A 15995-nucleotide genomic window follows, 5' to 3' on the forward strand; every position below is an offset into this window, starting at 1 on the left:
CTTTTGTTAATTGTTACCCTAATCTTACGATTCAAACATTAAAATCAGATGAAAAACAAATAAATTGGACATAAAAATAGCTGCTCGACACATTATTTCAAATGTGTCGAACAGCTTTAAGTCTTACCTAAATAAATAGTCGTTAAACCGTAACCAATTTTGTTGGCTCCTCTGCATCGGTATCAAAGAGATGAACATGCTCGCCAACCATAATGCCACAGGACTGTAAGGTTTGTGAGACACTCATGCGTGCTAGTTCTTTCATATTATTATCCTTACTTAAATGCGAAAGATAGATATTCGTAGTCTTATCAAATACAACCTCACTCATTGCAATCGCTGCATCTTCATTGGATACATGTCCTACATCGCTTAAAATACGACGTTTAATGGACCAAGGATAACGTCCCATTTGAAGCATATTAACATCATGATTACTTTCAAAAACAAACGAGTCAGCTCCGCGTATAATACCTTTCATACGATCACTAACATACCCTGTATCCGTGATAATAACAAGCTTGCGATTATCCTCATGGAACGTGTAGAACATTGGATCTGCTGCATCATGTGAAACAGCAAAGGATTCAACCGCTAAAGAGCCAAAATGCTTCACTGTATCCATATCAAATTCAAAGCGTTGCTCTACAGGAATTTCACCAATTAGTCCGTCCATTGCCTGCCATGTTTTGGCGTTTGCATAAATCGGTACACTATATTTTCGTGCCAGTACGCCTATCCCTTTAATATGATCACTATGCTCATGTGTAACGAAAATACCACTAAGCTGCTTCACATTACGATCGATCTTTGTAAATAGCTGCTCCATCTTTTTGCCACTAAGGCCCGCATCGACGATAAAAGCGTAATCATCATTCTCTACATAAATCGAATTCCCTGTACTGCCACTTGCTAAAACACTAAATCGCATTATTCAACTCCCCAGTCTTCTTCTTCGCCCTCTTGCTTGTCCTCCTGGATTTCAATGACTTTGCCTTCGACTGCATTGACAAAATACTCTTCTGTTTCTCCATCCGATAATTTCACTCGTATCTCCCATGTTGGCACTAATACCTGTGTACGAGTTAATTTAACAAGTGTTGAGTAACCTAACTTCATTTGCGTAATACGTGAGTCTGGCTTGAGCGGTCCTTTTGCATATAAAGTTTGAATAATTTGAAGTGGAGGAATGACAGTTTCCTGTTGTTCCATTTCTTCAATATTATCAATCATTGTTTGTTCATACATTGTTACTTCATTGTTGGTATTCCATTTAATTTTCAATGAACCATTATAATAGAACATTCGATTATTCGTTTTTTGGAAAAAAACAGCGACTCGTTCTTCACGGTCTACTTTCCACAAAGCATAGGATGCTCCTTCATTTACGTTTGCAAGAGCAAAATCCGTAAAGCTTGCATCATCACTCACATTACGTAATTTAACAGGCTTGATGAAAATAGCACGTGCCTTTGTATTATTGTCCCTAAATTTTATTTGTTGATTGCTATTACTAAATTCATCTGTTGTGAATTTATGCACTTGAGCTGTCATATACGAAGCAGATTCAATATTATTTGGTAATGTGCCGTACGTAATATTATCATCCTTTAAACGAGCTTCTATTGTTTTTTCACCTGGAACCTCAATATCTTTCGCCTCATTATAGCGATTTACATAAAGTGAATATAAGAAGATGTTTAGAATTAAAAAAACGAATATAAAAATAGATTTTGTTCTATTCCAATCCATTTTTAACACCTCCTAAAACTTCAGGGGTTAGTTTAATCCAAGATCCATTACGAATGACAAACCAACATGGTTCAAATGTAAATATATTTAGTTCTTGATTTTGTGTTAAATAATAGCCCAAAACAATTTCATCAATATCTGCTAAGGCAATATTATTCGCATTTTTTAATCTTTCAGCAATATCTGCACCCGAAGGTAATTCCTTGATTTCCTTTTCAGCCTCAATATCCATATCTAATGAGAAATATGGACGTTTATAATGGAAAATCCGGCTATCTCCCCAAATTGTCGTCATTCGGGTAATGACATGATTACTATAGACCGGTAATCCCTGCAAATATAATTGATAATCCATTTGATTTTTATTGGTGCTAGTTGAAGCATAGCGGAAATCTGCAGTAAATCCTCCATGCTCGTTGATAAATTCAAAGCTATCTTTTAGAAGTTTTGAAGGCTCAATTCTAATACTGCTTTCTGCAGCTGGATAAACATAGTTTAATGACTTTAGATTTGTATCTAACGTCATTAATGACATACCATCTGTATATTTTTCAGAAGATGCACTTTCAACATTACGTCGCACTATATTTGGATCTGTAAATAACACATTTTTAAATAATTCTGGTGTGATTTCTTCAATATAGTACGTAAATTTTACAGATTCCATTTTATTGCTATCTACATAAAGGGCTGTTTGATTTTCTCGCTCAATTTCTTTAAAAGCGCCATATTTTTTTGCAGGCTCTATGACTTCTTGTATAAATTGGCTCATGTTTGGCACGCTGACATGTGAGCGGAATAATGATTGGTTATTCCCACTAATGTAATAAACCATTAACTCTTTGGTGTTCGAATTACTCCAGTCAATAATCATACGATTGAAGGTTGTTTCTGGTAACTCTTTTTCAGCAAACTGAAAAATTGTGTTAAATGCTGAAAATGGAACCTCACCAGTGAAAAAGATGGTCATTCGATGATCTGCTCCAATAATTTGATTCACATAGTTTGGTGAAAGATTGTTGTTAACAGGCTCTAAATCTAGGACGTTCCAGCCTTTAAATGTTTTCATCAAATTCTTCATCGCATTGTTAGATACTGTGCCTGTAAATTCTTCATCAAAACGGAAAATAGCCTTGTATGGACGAATAATATCCTCCATTTCCTTTTGCGGCTTAATTAAAATTTCCTTTCGCTCTGTATTTTCAATATATTTATAATCCGGTGTGTAAGTCCAAATTAAAAAGGTTAGAATCACACTTAGCATGACAAGTAGAAATAAAACAGCAGATTTAACTGGCTCTATATATTTCATTCCCACTCACCCGCCTCACCAAATTCATCTGCATCGTATGGTAATGTGAAGAAAATTGTCGTGCCTTGCCCTTCCTCACTCTCAGCCCAAATCTTCCCGCCATGTGCTTCAATCATTTCCCGCGCAATAGCAAGTCCCAAGCCTGTTCCTCCCATGGAACGAGCACGGGCACGATCAACACGGTAGAAGCGATCAAAAATGCGGCCTACATTTTCTTTAGGAATCCCCATGCCATCATCTGAAATCATGACTTTCAACATATCGCCTTGTCCAGTGAACCCAAAGCGTATATTCCCACCGTCTGGTGAATATTTGATGGCATTTGAAATGATATTATCAATGACCTGTGTCACCTTATCCGTATCAATTTCTACATAAAAGGAGGTTTCAGGGAATAATCGTGCAAACTGTACTTTATCAGACTTGGACATTTCAAAACGATCGATAATTCGGTTAAAGAATGAATTGAATAAGACAATATCTTTATTTAACTCATAATCTGAACTATCCATTCGTGATAATTGCAATAAATCATTGACTAGTCGAATCATACGTTCTGTTTCAGTTTGCGTTACATTTAAAAAGGTAGGCGCAATATTTTCATCCTTCCATGCACCATCTGCTAGTGCCTCGAGATAGCTACGCATTGTTGTTAATGGTGTTCTTAATTCATGTGATACATTCGATACAAACTCTCGACGATCCATTTCTATCTTTTCCTGCTCTGTTATATCGTGTAGTACAGTTATAAGACCATTAATAAAGCCTGTCTCTTTTTGAATAACCGAGAAATTGGCACGTAATATATAAGGAGCATCTGACGTACTAAAATTTAAATTGATAGCATCGCTCATATGAATTAAATCTTCAAAGCTATATTCCTGATCAATCCCCAATACCGAGGCAATGGGACGACCTAATGTAATATCTCTTGAAATATGCAGTAACTGCAGCGCCGGGTCATTAATTAAAATAATACGTCCCTTGCGATCTGTCGCAATAACGCCATCCGTCATATTACTAAGGACTGAGTCTAACTTTCGCCGCTCTGCATCAGTAGTGGATTGTGCCTCTTGCAAGCGATTCGTTAAATGATTAAAGGTAACGGCAAGCTGACCTATTTCATCCGTACCATATACTCTTACCTTGCGAGAATAGTTGCCCTTTGCCATCGCTTGAGCCTGCTTTCGCATATCAGCAATTGGTTGTGTAATTGTTCGCGCAACGAGAATACCTAAAAAGATGGTAAAGACTAACGACATAGCTGTACCGCCAAGGAAAATACGGTTAATTTCATTCATTTGTTCAAAAACGGACTCAATATTCGCTTCAATATATAGAACACCAATAATTTCATCATCTGGCCCTGCACCAGCTCGAATTGGGTTTGCTAATACCCATACTCGATTCCTCGTTTTGTTATCAAGTTTAATGATATCAAAGAGCGTTTCAGCAGATATAGCACGACGCACAAGGTCTGTGTTAGAGCGTTGTCCTATTAAATTTTGATTCTCAAGCTCAGATGTTGCCAGTATCCTTTGTCTATCATCAATGACACGAATTTCTAAAATATCACCATTAGAAACATCTCTTAAACCAGTTGAAAACTCCATAACGATTGATTTCAAGCTTTCCTCTAGTTTAGGCATGCTTTCATCGCGTTCCTTTAAAATTTCCTCACGAAGACTATATTGCATCAAGTCAACTCGCTGAAAAATAGAATCTTGGAAGTTGCTCTTCAAATTTTGTTCTAACTGACGGGCGAAATAAATACCGATAATTTGTAAAGCAAGCAATATTAATAAAATATAAATTAGCACGAGTTTGACATGAATGGATTTAAAGAAGCTCACTTTCTGCATTCCTATTACTCCTGTTCAGGATTTCGTAAGTAATAACCTACACCACGTCTTGTGACAATCCAAGCAGGGTGACTAGGATTATCCTCAATTTTTTCACGTAAACGACGAATTGTTACGTCAACAGTACGAACATCACCAAAATAGTCATAGCCCCATACCGTTTGTAATAAATGCTCACGGGTCATTACTTGGCCAATATGTTTGCCTAAATAATGTAGCAGCTCAAATTCCCGATGTGTAAGCTCAATGGCCTCATCACGCTTCATTACTAAATAAGCATCTGGTTGAATAACAAGGGATCCTACAACAATTTCGTTTGATTCCTCTTCTGCCTCTTCTGCTACAGGTGCAGCAACCTGTAAACGTCGCATATTGGCCTTTACACGAGCAATAAGCTCTCGTGTACTAAATGGCTTAGTAACATAATCATCTGCACCCATTTCTAAGCCTAAAACTTTATCAATCTCAGAGCCTTTAGCCGTCAGCATAATAATAGGGAAGTCATATTTTTTTCGTACCTCTCTACACACTTCCATACCATCACGCTTTGGCAGCATTATATCTAGGAGCATTAAATCTGGTTGTTCCTCCTCAACCCTCTTTAGTGCCTCATCCCCATCATAAGCACAAATCACTTTATATCCTTCTTTTATTAAATTAAATTGCAGAATATCTGCGATTGGTTTTTCATCATCAACAACTAAAATTGTTTTGTTCATTCATTTTCTCCCTTTCGTTTTTTATCTATTCTTAAACATTTTGTAATTGTAAGTTCACTACTCTTAACTCTATCATGCTTTCAGTTTCCTTGCATTAATCGTTCATCAATCACTTTAAATACTTTGACATAATGGGCTATATTTCAACAAATATTTCTCGGGAAATAATAGAAAAGACAGCCCACTATTTGGACTGTCTACTATTCAAAATGTTTATCGACCTACATATGATAACGGGTTAACTAATGAACCGTTCTTTTCAACTTCAAAGTGTAAATGTGTGCCTGTCGAATTTCCAGTAGAACCCATAATACCAATAACAGAGCCCTTTTCCACTACTTGTCCCACTTCAACATTAATAGAAGATAGATGTCCATATAGTGTTGTATAGCCATTATTGTGATTAATAACAATGCGATTACCATAGGTACCAGACGTACCAGCTGCACTAACTACACCATTATCAGCAGCCAAAATATTATAGTTACTTGGACGAGCGATATCGATTCCACGGTGGAAGGCGCCCCAACGTTCACCCATACCACTTGAGATATAGCCTCCTACTGCTGGCCATGAAAATTCTCCTGTTCCACGTGAAGAGATTACCTTTGTCCCTACTACTTCAATTTGATCCACTGGCTCTTGGACAATAGTTTCTTCTAATGCTACTTTTGATGTTTGTTTACCATTTTCAGATGTTAAAGCGTATGTTGTTTCTTTTTTACCGTTAGCGCCTTCTTGCTTGACGACCTTTTCACCTTTATACATGGTAGGATCTTCTTCCACTACTTTTTTGAATGGAATTACATCTGCTACTTTCTTTTTCTTTTTAACCTCAAGATTTACAAATGGCTTAGCCACCGTTACATTTAATTCCTGCCCAACTTGTAAAACAGTATCAACTGTTACATCTGGGTTTAAAGCTAGAAGCTCACTTGTCGTTAGATTATGCTTTTTGGCAACAGAACCTAATACATCGCCTGATTGAATTTTATAGCTATCTTGTTCAAGGAAGCCGGTCATTAAATAGTTTACAGCTTGCTCAGGTGTTAAGATTTGAGTCGGTGTAACTTTTTGTGATATCCCTGAAACTTCCTGTTTAAACGAAATATCTAAAAGTCGTGATTCACCTGCTTGTAATTCTGGCAAATTAATGGTAGATTGCTGGTTTTTCGTTAATTTATCTAACTCTTGCTGAGAAATATATTGTAGCTTCAACAATTGAACTGTTTTTTCATAGGCCTCTGTATTTTTTAATGATACGACTGGCTTATGATTTACTAGTAATGTAAAAGCATCGGATTTTGCTACTAATGATTGCTTAAGTTTTGATAATGTTTCTGCATCTTTTGTTTCATTCGTAAAAACTTGTTCCGGGATTATTTTGACAGATGAGCGAGCATCAATTGATAATTCTTTGAATTGCTGACTCGCTTCTTTTTCTTTTGATGTAATAATTTCTTGAATAGCATTCTCGTTAGATACTGCACCAATATAGTCTTCTCCCACATAGACGTGGTATATTTTATTTAAATTTTCTTTCGTATGTTCTTTAGCAAAACCCATATTTATCGTTAGGCTCGTCATTAAAACTGCTATAATCGAAACCTTTTTGAAAGAAGAAAAATTGTAGGTGAATCTATTGTTTTCTTCTTTTTTATTCCAAAACGAATTCATCAATAAAGCCCCTTCCAACTTTCCCCTGTGGTAGGATGATTTACCCACAAGGATTTTTTGCACCCTTATAATGTACCATAAAGAAAAAAGCGTTTGAATGATTTCACTCTTTTGTAATGTAAATGTATTATTTATCTACTAATTGTTACATAGAAAATATTTTATATAGTTGATAAATACTGTATTTTTATTCATTAAATGGGTGTTGAACAATGTTATTTGTTTTATGAATAACCATATACTTTGCCATTGGTATAGTATTCTTTTGTTATTTTCAAGTGAATTTAGGCATAATACTTTTTACTTTTTTAATATTCCGATAAAATATAAAAGAAGGCACATTATGGATTGGAGCGATTAAATTGAGTGATTCACAGACCTCTGATATGGCAACTAAAATGTTGCGGCATCAGAAAAGTAACATGCGTAAAACATTGCTAAGAATTATTATGGTATCGTTAGGTGCAATCATTATGGCTTTGGGCTTAGAGTTATTTTTAGTACCCAACCATATTATGGATGGAGGCATTGTAGGTGTTTCCATTATTACATCTCATTTATTACATTTACCCCTTGGTATTTTCATCTTCATTTTAAACTTACCTTTTATTTTTTTAGGCTATAAACAAATTGGTAAAACCTTTGCACTGTCTACAGGTCTAGGTATTACAGTACTCTCTACAGCAACACTTGCCTTACATAACCTACATCCATTTACGGAAGACACATTATTGGCTACAGTTTTTGGTGGAATGATTTTAGGAGTTGGTGTCGGTATTGTCATCCGTTATGGCGGTTCTTTAGATGGAACTGAAATATTGGCTATTTTATTTAATAGTAAGACTCCTTTTTCAGTTGGGGAAATAATAATGTTCTTCAACATCATTATTTTTGCAGTGGCTGGATTTGTATTTAACTGGGAACAAGCCATGTACTCCATCATTGCTTACTATATTGCTTATAAAATGATTGATATTGTCATTCAAGGTTTGGAAGAATCTAAATCAGTTTATATCATAAGTGATGCTATTGATGAAATTGGACAAACCATCATGGATCGACTTGGCCGTGGTGTGACGTTTCTTCACGGTGAAGGGGCTTATACAGGAAATGATAAAAAGGTCATCTTTACTGTCATTACTCGTTTAGAAGAATCCAAACTGAAAACAATTGTTGCGGATATTGATGACAATGCATTTTTAGCCATTGGTAATATTGCAGAGGTAAAAGGTGGTCGCTTTAAAAAGAAGGATATTCACTAAGAAAAGGGCGTACCATATACGGCACGCCCTTTTTATTGTTTTTATTTAATTATGCTTCCCAAACATCTACTAAAACGTTTGTTTGCTCACGAGCAGGTCCAACTGAGAAAGTAGCGATTTGAATACCTGTTAATTCGCTAACACGCTCTACATAGCGTCTTGCATTTTCAGGTAGCTCTTCTAAAGTACGGCATGCTGTTACATCCTCAGACCAGCCTGGAAGCTCTTCATAAATTGGTTCACATTGTTCAATAATATGAAGGTTTGCTGGGTACTCTGTAATCGTTTCACCTTTATAGTTATAGGCAGTACAGATTTTTACTGTCTCTAAACCAGATAAAACATCAATTGAGTTAAGTGCCAGATGTGTAATACCACTTACGCGGCGTGAGTGACGAACAACTACAGTATCGAACCAACCTACACGGCGTGGACGGCCTGTTGTTGTACCATATTCTCGACCAACTTCACGAATTTGCTGACCTACTTCATCAAATAATTCAGTAGGGAATGGACCATCACCTACACGAGATGTATAAGCTTTAGATACCCCAATAACACTTGTTACACGTGAAGGACCAACACCAGCACCAATCGCTACACCACCTGCTACAGGATTTGAAGATGTAACATAGGGATACGTACCTTGATCGACATCAAGTAAAATCCCTTGTGCGCCTTCGAATAATACTTTACCGCCCTCATCAAGTACATCATTCAAAATTTTAGATGTATCTGTCACATATTTTGCAATTTCTTGGCCATAGCCATAGTATTCCTCAAAAATTTCTTCGAAAGTAAGACCTTCAACTTCATAGAATTTCTCGAACAATTTATTTTTAATGGCTAAATTATGACGTAGTTTTTCTTCAAAAATATCCTTATCAAGTAAATCAGCCATACGGATACCAATACGAGCTACTTTATCTTGATAACATGGTCCGATTCCTTTACAAGTTGTTCCGATCTTATTATCACCGCGGCTTTCTTCATCCGCAATATCTTGCTTGATATGATAAGGCAAAATCACATGCGCACGATTAGAAATACGTAAATTATCTGTATTTATGCCACGCTCTTGTAAGCCTTTTAGTTCTGTTACTAATGATTTTGGATTGACAACTAATCCATTACCAATAACTGAAGTTTTTTCTTTATAGAAGATACCTGATGGAATTAAATGAAGTTTATATGTTTCACCATCAATTTTAATAGTATGTCCTGCATTATCTCCACCTGCAAAACGAGCGATTGCATCGGCTTTTTGCGAAAGGAAATCTGTAATTTTACCTTTTCCTTCGTCTCCCCACTGTGTTCCTACAACTACTACTGATGTCATAATCAGCACCTCCGTTAGATACCTGTGTATCTCAATTTTTAAGCCTCAACCATTGTAACAATGATAGAAACACCTCGTCAATAAAAAACAGTGAAAAAACACGAACATAAAATCAAAAAATCTGATTTAACGTTCGTGTTTAATAACAGAATGGTATGAATATTATCGAACATTCAGATTAATTCAGTCTAAGGTTAATTTGAAAAGGCAATTTATCTGAATGACGAGCAACATGACTAATCACGTGGCGGTGGCGGTGGCATTTGTGACCAATCCACATTAATGAATTTATTGAACTCTTTTTTAAAGGCAAGTGTAACTGTTCCCGTTGGACCGTTACGTTGCTTTGCAATAATAATTTCGATCATATTTTTACTTTCAGACTCTTTATCGTAATAGTCATCACGGTATAAAAAGGCTACAATATCTGCATCTTGCTCAATACTTCCCGATTCACGTAAGTCACTCATCATCGGACGTTTATCTTGTCGTTGCTCAACTCCACGAGATAGCTGTGATAAGGCAATAACAGGTACCTTTAATTCACGTGCTAGTCCTTTTAACGATCGTGAAATCTCCGATACCTCTTGCTGACGGTTTTCCCCTGGTTTCCCGCTACCTTGAATAAGCTGTAAATAATCAATAAGGATCATTCCAAGCCCATTTTCTTGTGCTAAACGTCGACATTTTGCACGAATTTCATTAATGCGAACACCTGGTGTATCATCAATAAAAATCCCCGAATTCGATAAACTACCCATTGCCATAGTTAGTTTACCCCAATCTTCCGTAGTTAAAGCACCTGTACGTAAAACTTGTGCATCAATATTTCCTTCTGCACAAAGCATACGCATGACAAGTTGCTCTGCACCCATCTCTAAAGAGAAGATGGCAACATTTTCTCTTGCCTGTACGGCAACGCTTTGCGCAACATTCAATGCAAAGGCAGTTTTCCCTACGGATGGGCGGGCAGCTACAATAATTAAATCGTTGCGTTGGAAGCCAGCAGTAATGTTATCTAAATCACGGAAGCCTGTCGGTATACCCGTTACATCTCCCTTTTGCGATTGAAGCTGCTCTATGTTATCGAAAGTTTCCACTAGCACGTCTTTCACATGCTTAAAGTCCCCAGCATTCTTCCGATTAGCAACCTCCATCATTTTTTTCTCTGCTTCGCCTAGTAATGCCTCTACTTCGTCTTCTCGTGTGTAGCCATCTTCAACAATTTTAGTAGCAACACGAATCAATCGACGTAACAGTGCCTTTTCCTCAACGATTTTGGCATAGTGAGCGACATTGGCAGCTGTAGGGACAGCATTGGCGAGCTCTAGTAAATAGGATAGCCCGCCAACGTCTTCAATCTCTTTTTTAGCTGATAATTCTTCCGTAACTGTTACAACATCTATTGCTTTCCCTTGATCACTTAACCGCAGCATTGTTTCAAAAATTTTCTTATGGGCATTTAAATAAAAATCATCTGCCAATAAAATTTCCGATGCCGTGATTAAAGATTGTGGCTCAAGGAAAATAGCACCGATAACCGATTGCTCCGCCTCCCGGTTATGCGGTGGAACGCGGTCCATCATCGGTTCGTTCATGGATCGTCGCTCCTTATTCTTCCGTTACATGTACTTTTAATGTAGCAGTTACTTCATGATGTAGTTTTACAGGAACATTTGTAAAGCCCAGTGCACGAATCCCGTCATTCAAAGTCATTTTACGTTTATCAATTTTAATGCCATGCACTTTTTGTAAGGCATCTGCAATTTGCTTTGTAGACACTGAACCAAATAGACGGCCACCTTCACCAGACTTTGCTTTTAGCTCAACTGTTAATGTTTCTAATTTTTCCTTTAACGCTTGTGCTTCTGCTAGTTCGGCAGCCGCATTTTTTGCCTCTAATTTTTTCTGACCATCTAATTGACTTAGAGCTTGAGCGTTTGCCTCTGCTGCATAACCATTTTTAATTAAGAAATTTTGTGCGTAACCATCTGCTACGTTTTTAATCTCACCTTTTTTTCCTTTTCCTTTAACGTCTTTTAAAAATACTACTTTCATTAGTCAGAACTCCCTTCAAAGACCTCTTCTATGGCCTCTTCTAATTGTGTTTTCACGTTATCAATGGTTTTGGCTTCTATTTGGCAGGCGGCGTTTGTTAAATGGCCACCACCGCCAAGTCTTTCCATAATAAGCTGTACATTGACTTCGCCTAGTGATCGGGCACTAATTCCTATTTTTCCATCTGCCCGATGTGCAATCACAAACGATGCACCAACATCCTTCATAGTTAGTAAAATATCTGCTGTTTGTGCAATTAAGACAGAATCATACACTTTCGATTCCTCACCTACAGCCACAGCAATTCCTGGTTTAACGAATTTAACTGTTTGCACTATTTTGGATCGTTCAATATAAGTGTCTACATCTTCTTTTAAAAGACGTTGCACTAATACTGTATCTGCTCCATTCGTTCGTAGATACGAAGCTGCTTCAAATGTACGTGCTCCCGTTCGAAGTGTAAAGCTCTTCGTGTCGACAATAATACCTGCTAGTAGGGCAGTAGCCTCTAGCATATTAATCTTTGCACGCTTGGGCTGATATTCTAATAACTCAGTGACAAGCTCAGCTGTAGATGAGGCATACGGTTCCATATAAACAAGTGTTGGATTTTCAATAAAATCCTCACTTCGACGATGATGGTCGATGACAACAACCTTTTCAGCTAGCTTTAATAAGTGTGCATCAATAACTAAATTAGGTTTATGTGTATCCACAATAACAAGCAAAGATTTTTCAGTCATTTTCCCAGCAGCTTCCTCTGGTGTTAGGAAGTTTTCATAGAAATCTGATTTACTCTCTATTTCATTCATTAAACGTGTAACACTACCATTTAATTCATCAAAATTTATAATGACATAGCCCTTTACATCATTCATTTGTGCCATTTTCCGAACACCGACAGACGCACCAATAGAGTCCATATCAGGACTTTTATGTCCCATAACAAACACTTGATCACTATCTTGAATTAAATCACGTAATGCATGTGAGATGACGCGCGCTCTAACACGTGTGCGCTTTTCAACCGGATTGGTTTTCCCACCATAGAATTTAAGCTTTCCAGTAGGTTGCTTAATTGCGACTTGGTCACCACCACGGCCTAATACAAGATCCAGACTTGATTGTGCCAATTCACCAAGCTCCACTAGGGAGGACGAACCCGCTCCTACACCAATACTTAATGTTAAAGATAAATTCTTTTGCGCTGTTTTTTCTCGGATAACATCTAAAATTGCAAATTTTTTCTTTTCAAGCTCTGTTAAAATTGATTCGTTTAATACGGCTAAAAAACGATCTGATGATATTCGTTTTACAAATACACCATGCTCAGCAGCCCACTCATTGACGATTGAAGTAACCATCGTATTCGTTAAACTACGCGGCTGGTCATCCATGGCTTGTGTGATTTCATCATAATTATCAACAAATAAAATAGCGATAACTGTACGATCTGCAAAGTATTGCTTCTCAATAGCAATCTGCTCAGTAATATCAAAGAAGTATAGTAATCGTTCCTCTTTTTTATAATAAACACGATATTTACGATCACGTAATGTAATTGTAGCCTCATTTGTTTCTTCAGTCTTCATTAGTACGTAGATATCATCAGAAATATTAACAATTCCCTCTCCTACTAATGATTCCATATTTAAGATACCTTGCATATATGGATTCGACCATTCTATTTCATATTGCTCGTTTACCAACAGTATTCCAATTGGCATTTCAAGCAATGCTTCTTCCCCTACTTTTTTCATGCGGAATGAAATGGATTCTATATGCTTTTCAGTTTCTTCAAAAGCAATCTTTTCCACCTTCCATGTGTAGACCATCAGTAAAGCAAAACCTATTCCATAACCTAGACCTATCCCGATATTCCAAATACATAGAAGTACGAACGTCACAATTCCAAAAATGGAAAGAACAAAAAGCGGATAGCGAATTGGTCGTTTTCTAAAAGTTCCCATTACAATCAGCCCCTTATTCTTTAGTCTTCCCCTTTACAAGTGAACGTACGTCAAAACCTAAATCAACGATACCTAGTAAGATCATGAAGGATGATAATGGAATAGCTAATATGGTAGCAACCCATTTAACACCATTTGGCATCCCTTTTCTAGAAATGAAATAATGGATAAATGATATCCCTTGTAGAATGAGCAGCACCCATAAAATATAAGAAACATTCAATACGATAATATCTAGTGTTGAACCAGCCTCTGGACGCATGAATAAATTAATGCATAAAACGATCATGTAATACCATAAAATAGAGCGTGGTAAGCGCATATTCTGAAATGGCGCAAATTTTGGAACATCGACACCAAGTCGTTTTAAAGCTGGTAAATTTAGCGCTATGATAATAAATGCAGCAAAAAATGCTAACATTGTTATTGTTGCAGGCATTGTCAGCTCGATCGTTTTAAACATAGCCTCGAGCTGTTCGGGCTTTATCGCTACTTGCCCTGTTACGTTTTTCGCAAATTCATTTGATTGCTCATAATTTTTGCGAGTCATCTCTAAACTTATGCTAATGAAATCAATCCCTGCAAATTTCACATAGGCAACATAAACAAGTGCCATCGAGATTAGATTAGCAATCCCCGTTGCCATAAATAAATACAGCTTACTCTTCTTCTGATAAATAGCGTTACCCATCACGACACCCAGTAACCCTAAAACAAAGGCAAATGGTAACATCGACATTCCAGTCGCTATACTTGTTAAAAAACAGCCTACTATTGCTAATAGTATCGATGAGGAACGTTTGTAATTTGCACTATACCAAGCAACCGGTAGTGGAGCGAATATTAAAGCTACTATAAAAACGAATGGTACATATGCGGAAATCAGCATTAATATTGTAAAAAGTGCAACCATCATCGAGCCTTGGACAAGCGCTTTTGTTTGATTATTCGGCATTGAAAACCTTCCTTTTTTTCAGTCAAACTTACTACCCTTTATTGTACCATTTTTTCATAGTATTGAACAAAAAACGCTTAGCTCACTATATGCTTTATTAAGAATTTTATCTAATAATCTTCTACTTCATTTTTCGATAAAAAAAACCAGCATATCCGATACGAATATCGTAATATGCTGGTTTTCAAAATTGATGTAAGGTCCATTACCTTAACGTCATCAATCTTATTTATCTTCTGCTACGAATGGAAGTAATCCCATGATACGAGATACTTTGATAGCTGAAGTTAATTTACGTTGGTACTTAGCGCTAGTGCCAGTTACGCGACGTGGTAAAATTTTACCGCGCTCAGAGATGAATTTTTTTAATAAATCTACATCTTTATAGTCGATATGCGTAATGTTATTAGCAGTGAAGTAGCAAACTTTACGGCGTTTGCGGCCTCCGCGACGTGGTGCCATAGTGTGTCTCCTCCTTATCTTTTTTTAATATTCTCGAAGCATTAGAATGGAAGATCATCCTCAGATACTTCTATCGGTCCCTTGCTATTAGCAAATGGGTCCTCATCTACACGTGTATAGTTTGGCTGATTCATAGGTGGTTGATTTTGCTGATAAGCATCGCCGCCATAGGAACCCTGTCCTGGCATAGCGCCACCAAACTGCTGCTGTGGTTGACCACCGCCATAGGACGGTTGGTTATTACCGTAAGTTTGTCCACCACCGTATTGAGGAGCAGGAGCACCGCTACCATTACGTGGTTCTAAAAACTGTACGCTATCCGCCACAACGTCTGTTGTATATACTCGCTTACCGTCTTGTCCTTCATAACTGCCTGTTTGGATACGACCTTCTACCCCAATTAAACTTCCTTTTCGCATGAAGTTCGCTAGGTTTTCAGCCTGTTTTCGCCATGCAACACAGTTAATGAAATCAGCTTCACGTTCACCTTGTTGATTTGAGAATGCACGATTCACAGCAACTGTAAATCTTGTAGACGCAATTCCATTTGGTGTATAACGTAGCTCAGGATCTTTTGTTAGTCTTCCAACTAATACGACACGGTTTATCATCAGAATGCAACCTCCT

At 37.1% G+C, this 15995-nt stretch carries 14 protein-coding genes; 1 reads left to right on the forward strand and 13 read right to left on the reverse strand.

The features are described 5' to 3' along the window. Nucleotides 1-142 precede the first annotated feature (142 nt). From ACOZBY_RS16905 to ACOZBY_RS16930, 6 genes are all read right to left on the reverse strand, one after another. A complete protein-coding gene (locus tag ACOZBY_RS16905) occupies nucleotides 143-931 on the reverse strand; it encodes an MBL fold metallo-hydrolase (RefSeq protein ID WP_197223647.1) in 789 nt (262 codons plus the stop codon). After that, the gene (locus ACOZBY_RS16910; RefSeq protein ID WP_012296200.1) at nucleotides 931-1752 is read right to left on the reverse strand and encodes a two-component system regulatory protein YycI; all 822 of its coding nucleotides are present in this window, start codon (nucleotides 1750-1752) and stop codon (nucleotides 931-933) included. Before ACOZBY_RS16910 ends, ACOZBY_RS16905 begins: the two co-directional genes overlap by 1 nt. After that, nucleotides 1739-3064: a YycH family regulatory protein gene (locus ACOZBY_RS16915; RefSeq protein ID WP_031415815.1), complete on the reverse strand. Its 1326-nt coding sequence runs from the start codon at nucleotides 3062-3064 to the stop codon at nucleotides 1739-1741. Before ACOZBY_RS16915 ends, ACOZBY_RS16910 begins: the two co-directional genes overlap by 14 nt. Beyond that, the gene (gene walK, locus ACOZBY_RS16920; protein ID WP_036162489.1) at nucleotides 3061-4926 is read right to left on the reverse strand and encodes a cell wall metabolism sensor histidine kinase WalK; all 1866 of its coding nucleotides are present in this window, start codon (nucleotides 4924-4926) and stop codon (nucleotides 3061-3063) included. Before walK ends, ACOZBY_RS16915 begins: the two co-directional genes overlap by 4 nt. Before the next feature lie 5 nt (nucleotides 4927-4931). Beyond that, nucleotides 4932-5645: a response regulator YycF gene (yycF, locus tag ACOZBY_RS16925; RefSeq protein ID WP_031415820.1), complete on the reverse strand. Its 714-nt coding sequence runs from the start codon at nucleotides 5643-5645 to the stop codon at nucleotides 4932-4934. A gap of 213 nt (nucleotides 5646-5858) precedes the next feature. Continuing rightward, nucleotides 5859-7322 carry a peptidoglycan DD-metalloendopeptidase family protein gene (locus tag ACOZBY_RS16930; RefSeq protein WP_197148790.1) on the reverse strand — a complete coding sequence of 488 codons (1464 nt, stop codon included), beginning with the start codon at nucleotides 7320-7322 and terminating at the stop codon, nucleotides 5859-5861. Nucleotides 7323-7720: 398 nt separating this feature from the next. On the opposite strand from ACOZBY_RS16930, the gene ACOZBY_RS16935 reads away from it, so the two are divergent. Further along, nucleotides 7721-8584, forward strand: coding sequence for a YitT family protein (locus ACOZBY_RS16935; RefSeq protein ID WP_051800251.1), 864 nt, complete (start codon nucleotides 7721-7723; stop codon nucleotides 8582-8584). A gap of 49 nt (nucleotides 8585-8633) precedes the next feature. Here the strand turns inward: ACOZBY_RS16935 and ACOZBY_RS16940 are convergent, their stop codons facing one another. From ACOZBY_RS16940 to ssb, 7 genes are all read right to left on the reverse strand, one after another. Further along, entirely contained in the window at nucleotides 8634-9923 is a 1290-nt protein-coding gene (locus tag ACOZBY_RS16940) for an adenylosuccinate synthase (RefSeq protein WP_012296206.1), read from the reverse strand. A 236-nt stretch (nucleotides 9924-10159) separates the two neighbouring features. Continuing rightward, a complete protein-coding gene (dnaB, locus tag ACOZBY_RS16945) occupies nucleotides 10160-11521 on the reverse strand; it encodes a replicative DNA helicase (RefSeq protein ID WP_012296207.1) in 1362 nt (453 codons plus the stop codon). 13 nt (nucleotides 11522-11534) lie between these two features. Beyond that, nucleotides 11535-11981 carry a 50S ribosomal protein L9 gene (gene rplI, locus ACOZBY_RS16950; protein WP_012296208.1) on the reverse strand — a complete coding sequence of 149 codons (447 nt, stop codon included), beginning with the start codon at nucleotides 11979-11981 and terminating at the stop codon, nucleotides 11535-11537. Beyond that, a complete protein-coding gene (locus ACOZBY_RS16955) occupies nucleotides 11981-13951 on the reverse strand; it encodes a DHH family phosphoesterase (RefSeq protein WP_036162492.1) in 1971 nt (656 codons plus the stop codon). The genes rplI and ACOZBY_RS16955 overlap by 1 nt, the downstream gene beginning before the upstream one ends. 13 nt (nucleotides 13952-13964) lie before the next feature. Further along, nucleotides 13965-14906: a YybS family protein gene (locus tag ACOZBY_RS16960; RefSeq protein ID WP_012296210.1), complete on the reverse strand. Its 942-nt coding sequence runs from the start codon at nucleotides 14904-14906 to the stop codon at nucleotides 13965-13967. Between the two features lie 225 nt (nucleotides 14907-15131). Beyond that, complete coding sequence (gene rpsR, locus ACOZBY_RS16965) at nucleotides 15132-15368, reverse strand: 30S ribosomal protein S18 (RefSeq protein ID WP_012296211.1); 237 nt, start codon at nucleotides 15366-15368, stop codon at nucleotides 15132-15134. A gap of 41 nt (nucleotides 15369-15409) precedes the next feature. After that, nucleotides 15410-15979 carry a single-stranded DNA-binding protein gene (gene ssb / locus ACOZBY_RS16970; RefSeq protein WP_008177953.1) on the reverse strand — a complete coding sequence of 190 codons (570 nt, stop codon included), beginning with the start codon at nucleotides 15977-15979 and terminating at the stop codon, nucleotides 15410-15412. Nucleotides 15980-15995: the final 16 nt, after the last annotated feature.

Source organism: Lysinibacillus sp. NPDC056220 (assembly GCF_049315265.1).
Taxonomy (GTDB): domain Bacteria; phylum Bacillota; class Bacilli; order Bacillales_A; family Planococcaceae; genus Lysinibacillus; species Lysinibacillus pinottii.

What these genes read in the sequence shown, in the direction of transcription:
- rplI (WP_012296208.1), bottom strand. Translation starts at nt 11,981, where the DNA reads ATGAAAGTAGTATTTTTAAAAGACGTTAAAGGAAAAGGAAAAAAAGGT.
- rpsR (WP_012296211.1), bottom strand. Translation starts at nt 15,368, where the DNA reads ATGGCACCACGTCGCGGAGGCCGCAAACGCCGTAAAGTTTGCTACTTC.
- ACOZBY_RS16915 (WP_031415815.1), bottom strand. Translation starts at nt 3,064, where the DNA reads ATGAAATATATAGAGCCAGTTAAATCTGCTGTTTTATTTCTACTTGTC.
- ACOZBY_RS16940 (WP_012296206.1), bottom strand. Translation starts at nt 9,923, where the DNA reads ATGACATCAGTAGTAGTTGTAGGAACACAGTGGGGAGACGAAGGAAAA.
- ACOZBY_RS16960 (WP_012296210.1), bottom strand. Translation starts at nt 14,906, where the DNA reads ATGCCGAATAATCAAACAAAAGCGCTTGTCCAAGGCTCGATGATGGTT.
- ACOZBY_RS16955 (WP_036162492.1), bottom strand. Translation starts at nt 13,951, where the DNA reads ATGGGAACTTTTAGAAAACGACCAATTCGCTATCCGCTTTTTGTTCTT.
- yycF (WP_031415820.1), bottom strand. Translation starts at nt 5,645, where the DNA reads ATGAACAAAACAATTTTAGTTGTTGATGATGAAAAACCAATCGCAGAT.
- ACOZBY_RS16910 (WP_012296200.1), bottom strand. Translation starts at nt 1,752, where the DNA reads ATGGATTGGAATAGAACAAAATCTATTTTTATATTCGTTTTTTTAATT.
- walK (WP_036162489.1), bottom strand. Translation starts at nt 4,926, where the DNA reads ATGCAGAAAGTGAGCTTCTTTAAATCCATTCATGTCAAACTCGTGCTA.
- ACOZBY_RS16905 (WP_197223647.1), bottom strand. Translation starts at nt 931, where the DNA reads ATGCGATTTAGTGTTTTAGCAAGTGGCAGTACAGGGAATTCGATTTAT.
- ssb (WP_008177953.1), bottom strand. Translation starts at nt 15,979, where the DNA reads ATGATAAACCGTGTCGTATTAGTTGGAAGACTAACAAAAGATCCTGAG.
- ACOZBY_RS16935 (WP_051800251.1), top strand. Translation starts at nt 7,721, where the DNA reads ATGTTGCGGCATCAGAAAAGTAACATGCGTAAAACATTGCTAAGAATT.
- dnaB (WP_012296207.1), bottom strand. Translation starts at nt 11,521, where the DNA reads ATGAACGAACCGATGATGGACCGCGTTCCACCGCATAACCGGGAGGCG.
- ACOZBY_RS16930 (WP_197148790.1), bottom strand. Translation starts at nt 7,322, where the DNA reads ATGAATTCGTTTTGGAATAAAAAAGAAGAAAACAATAGATTCACCTAC.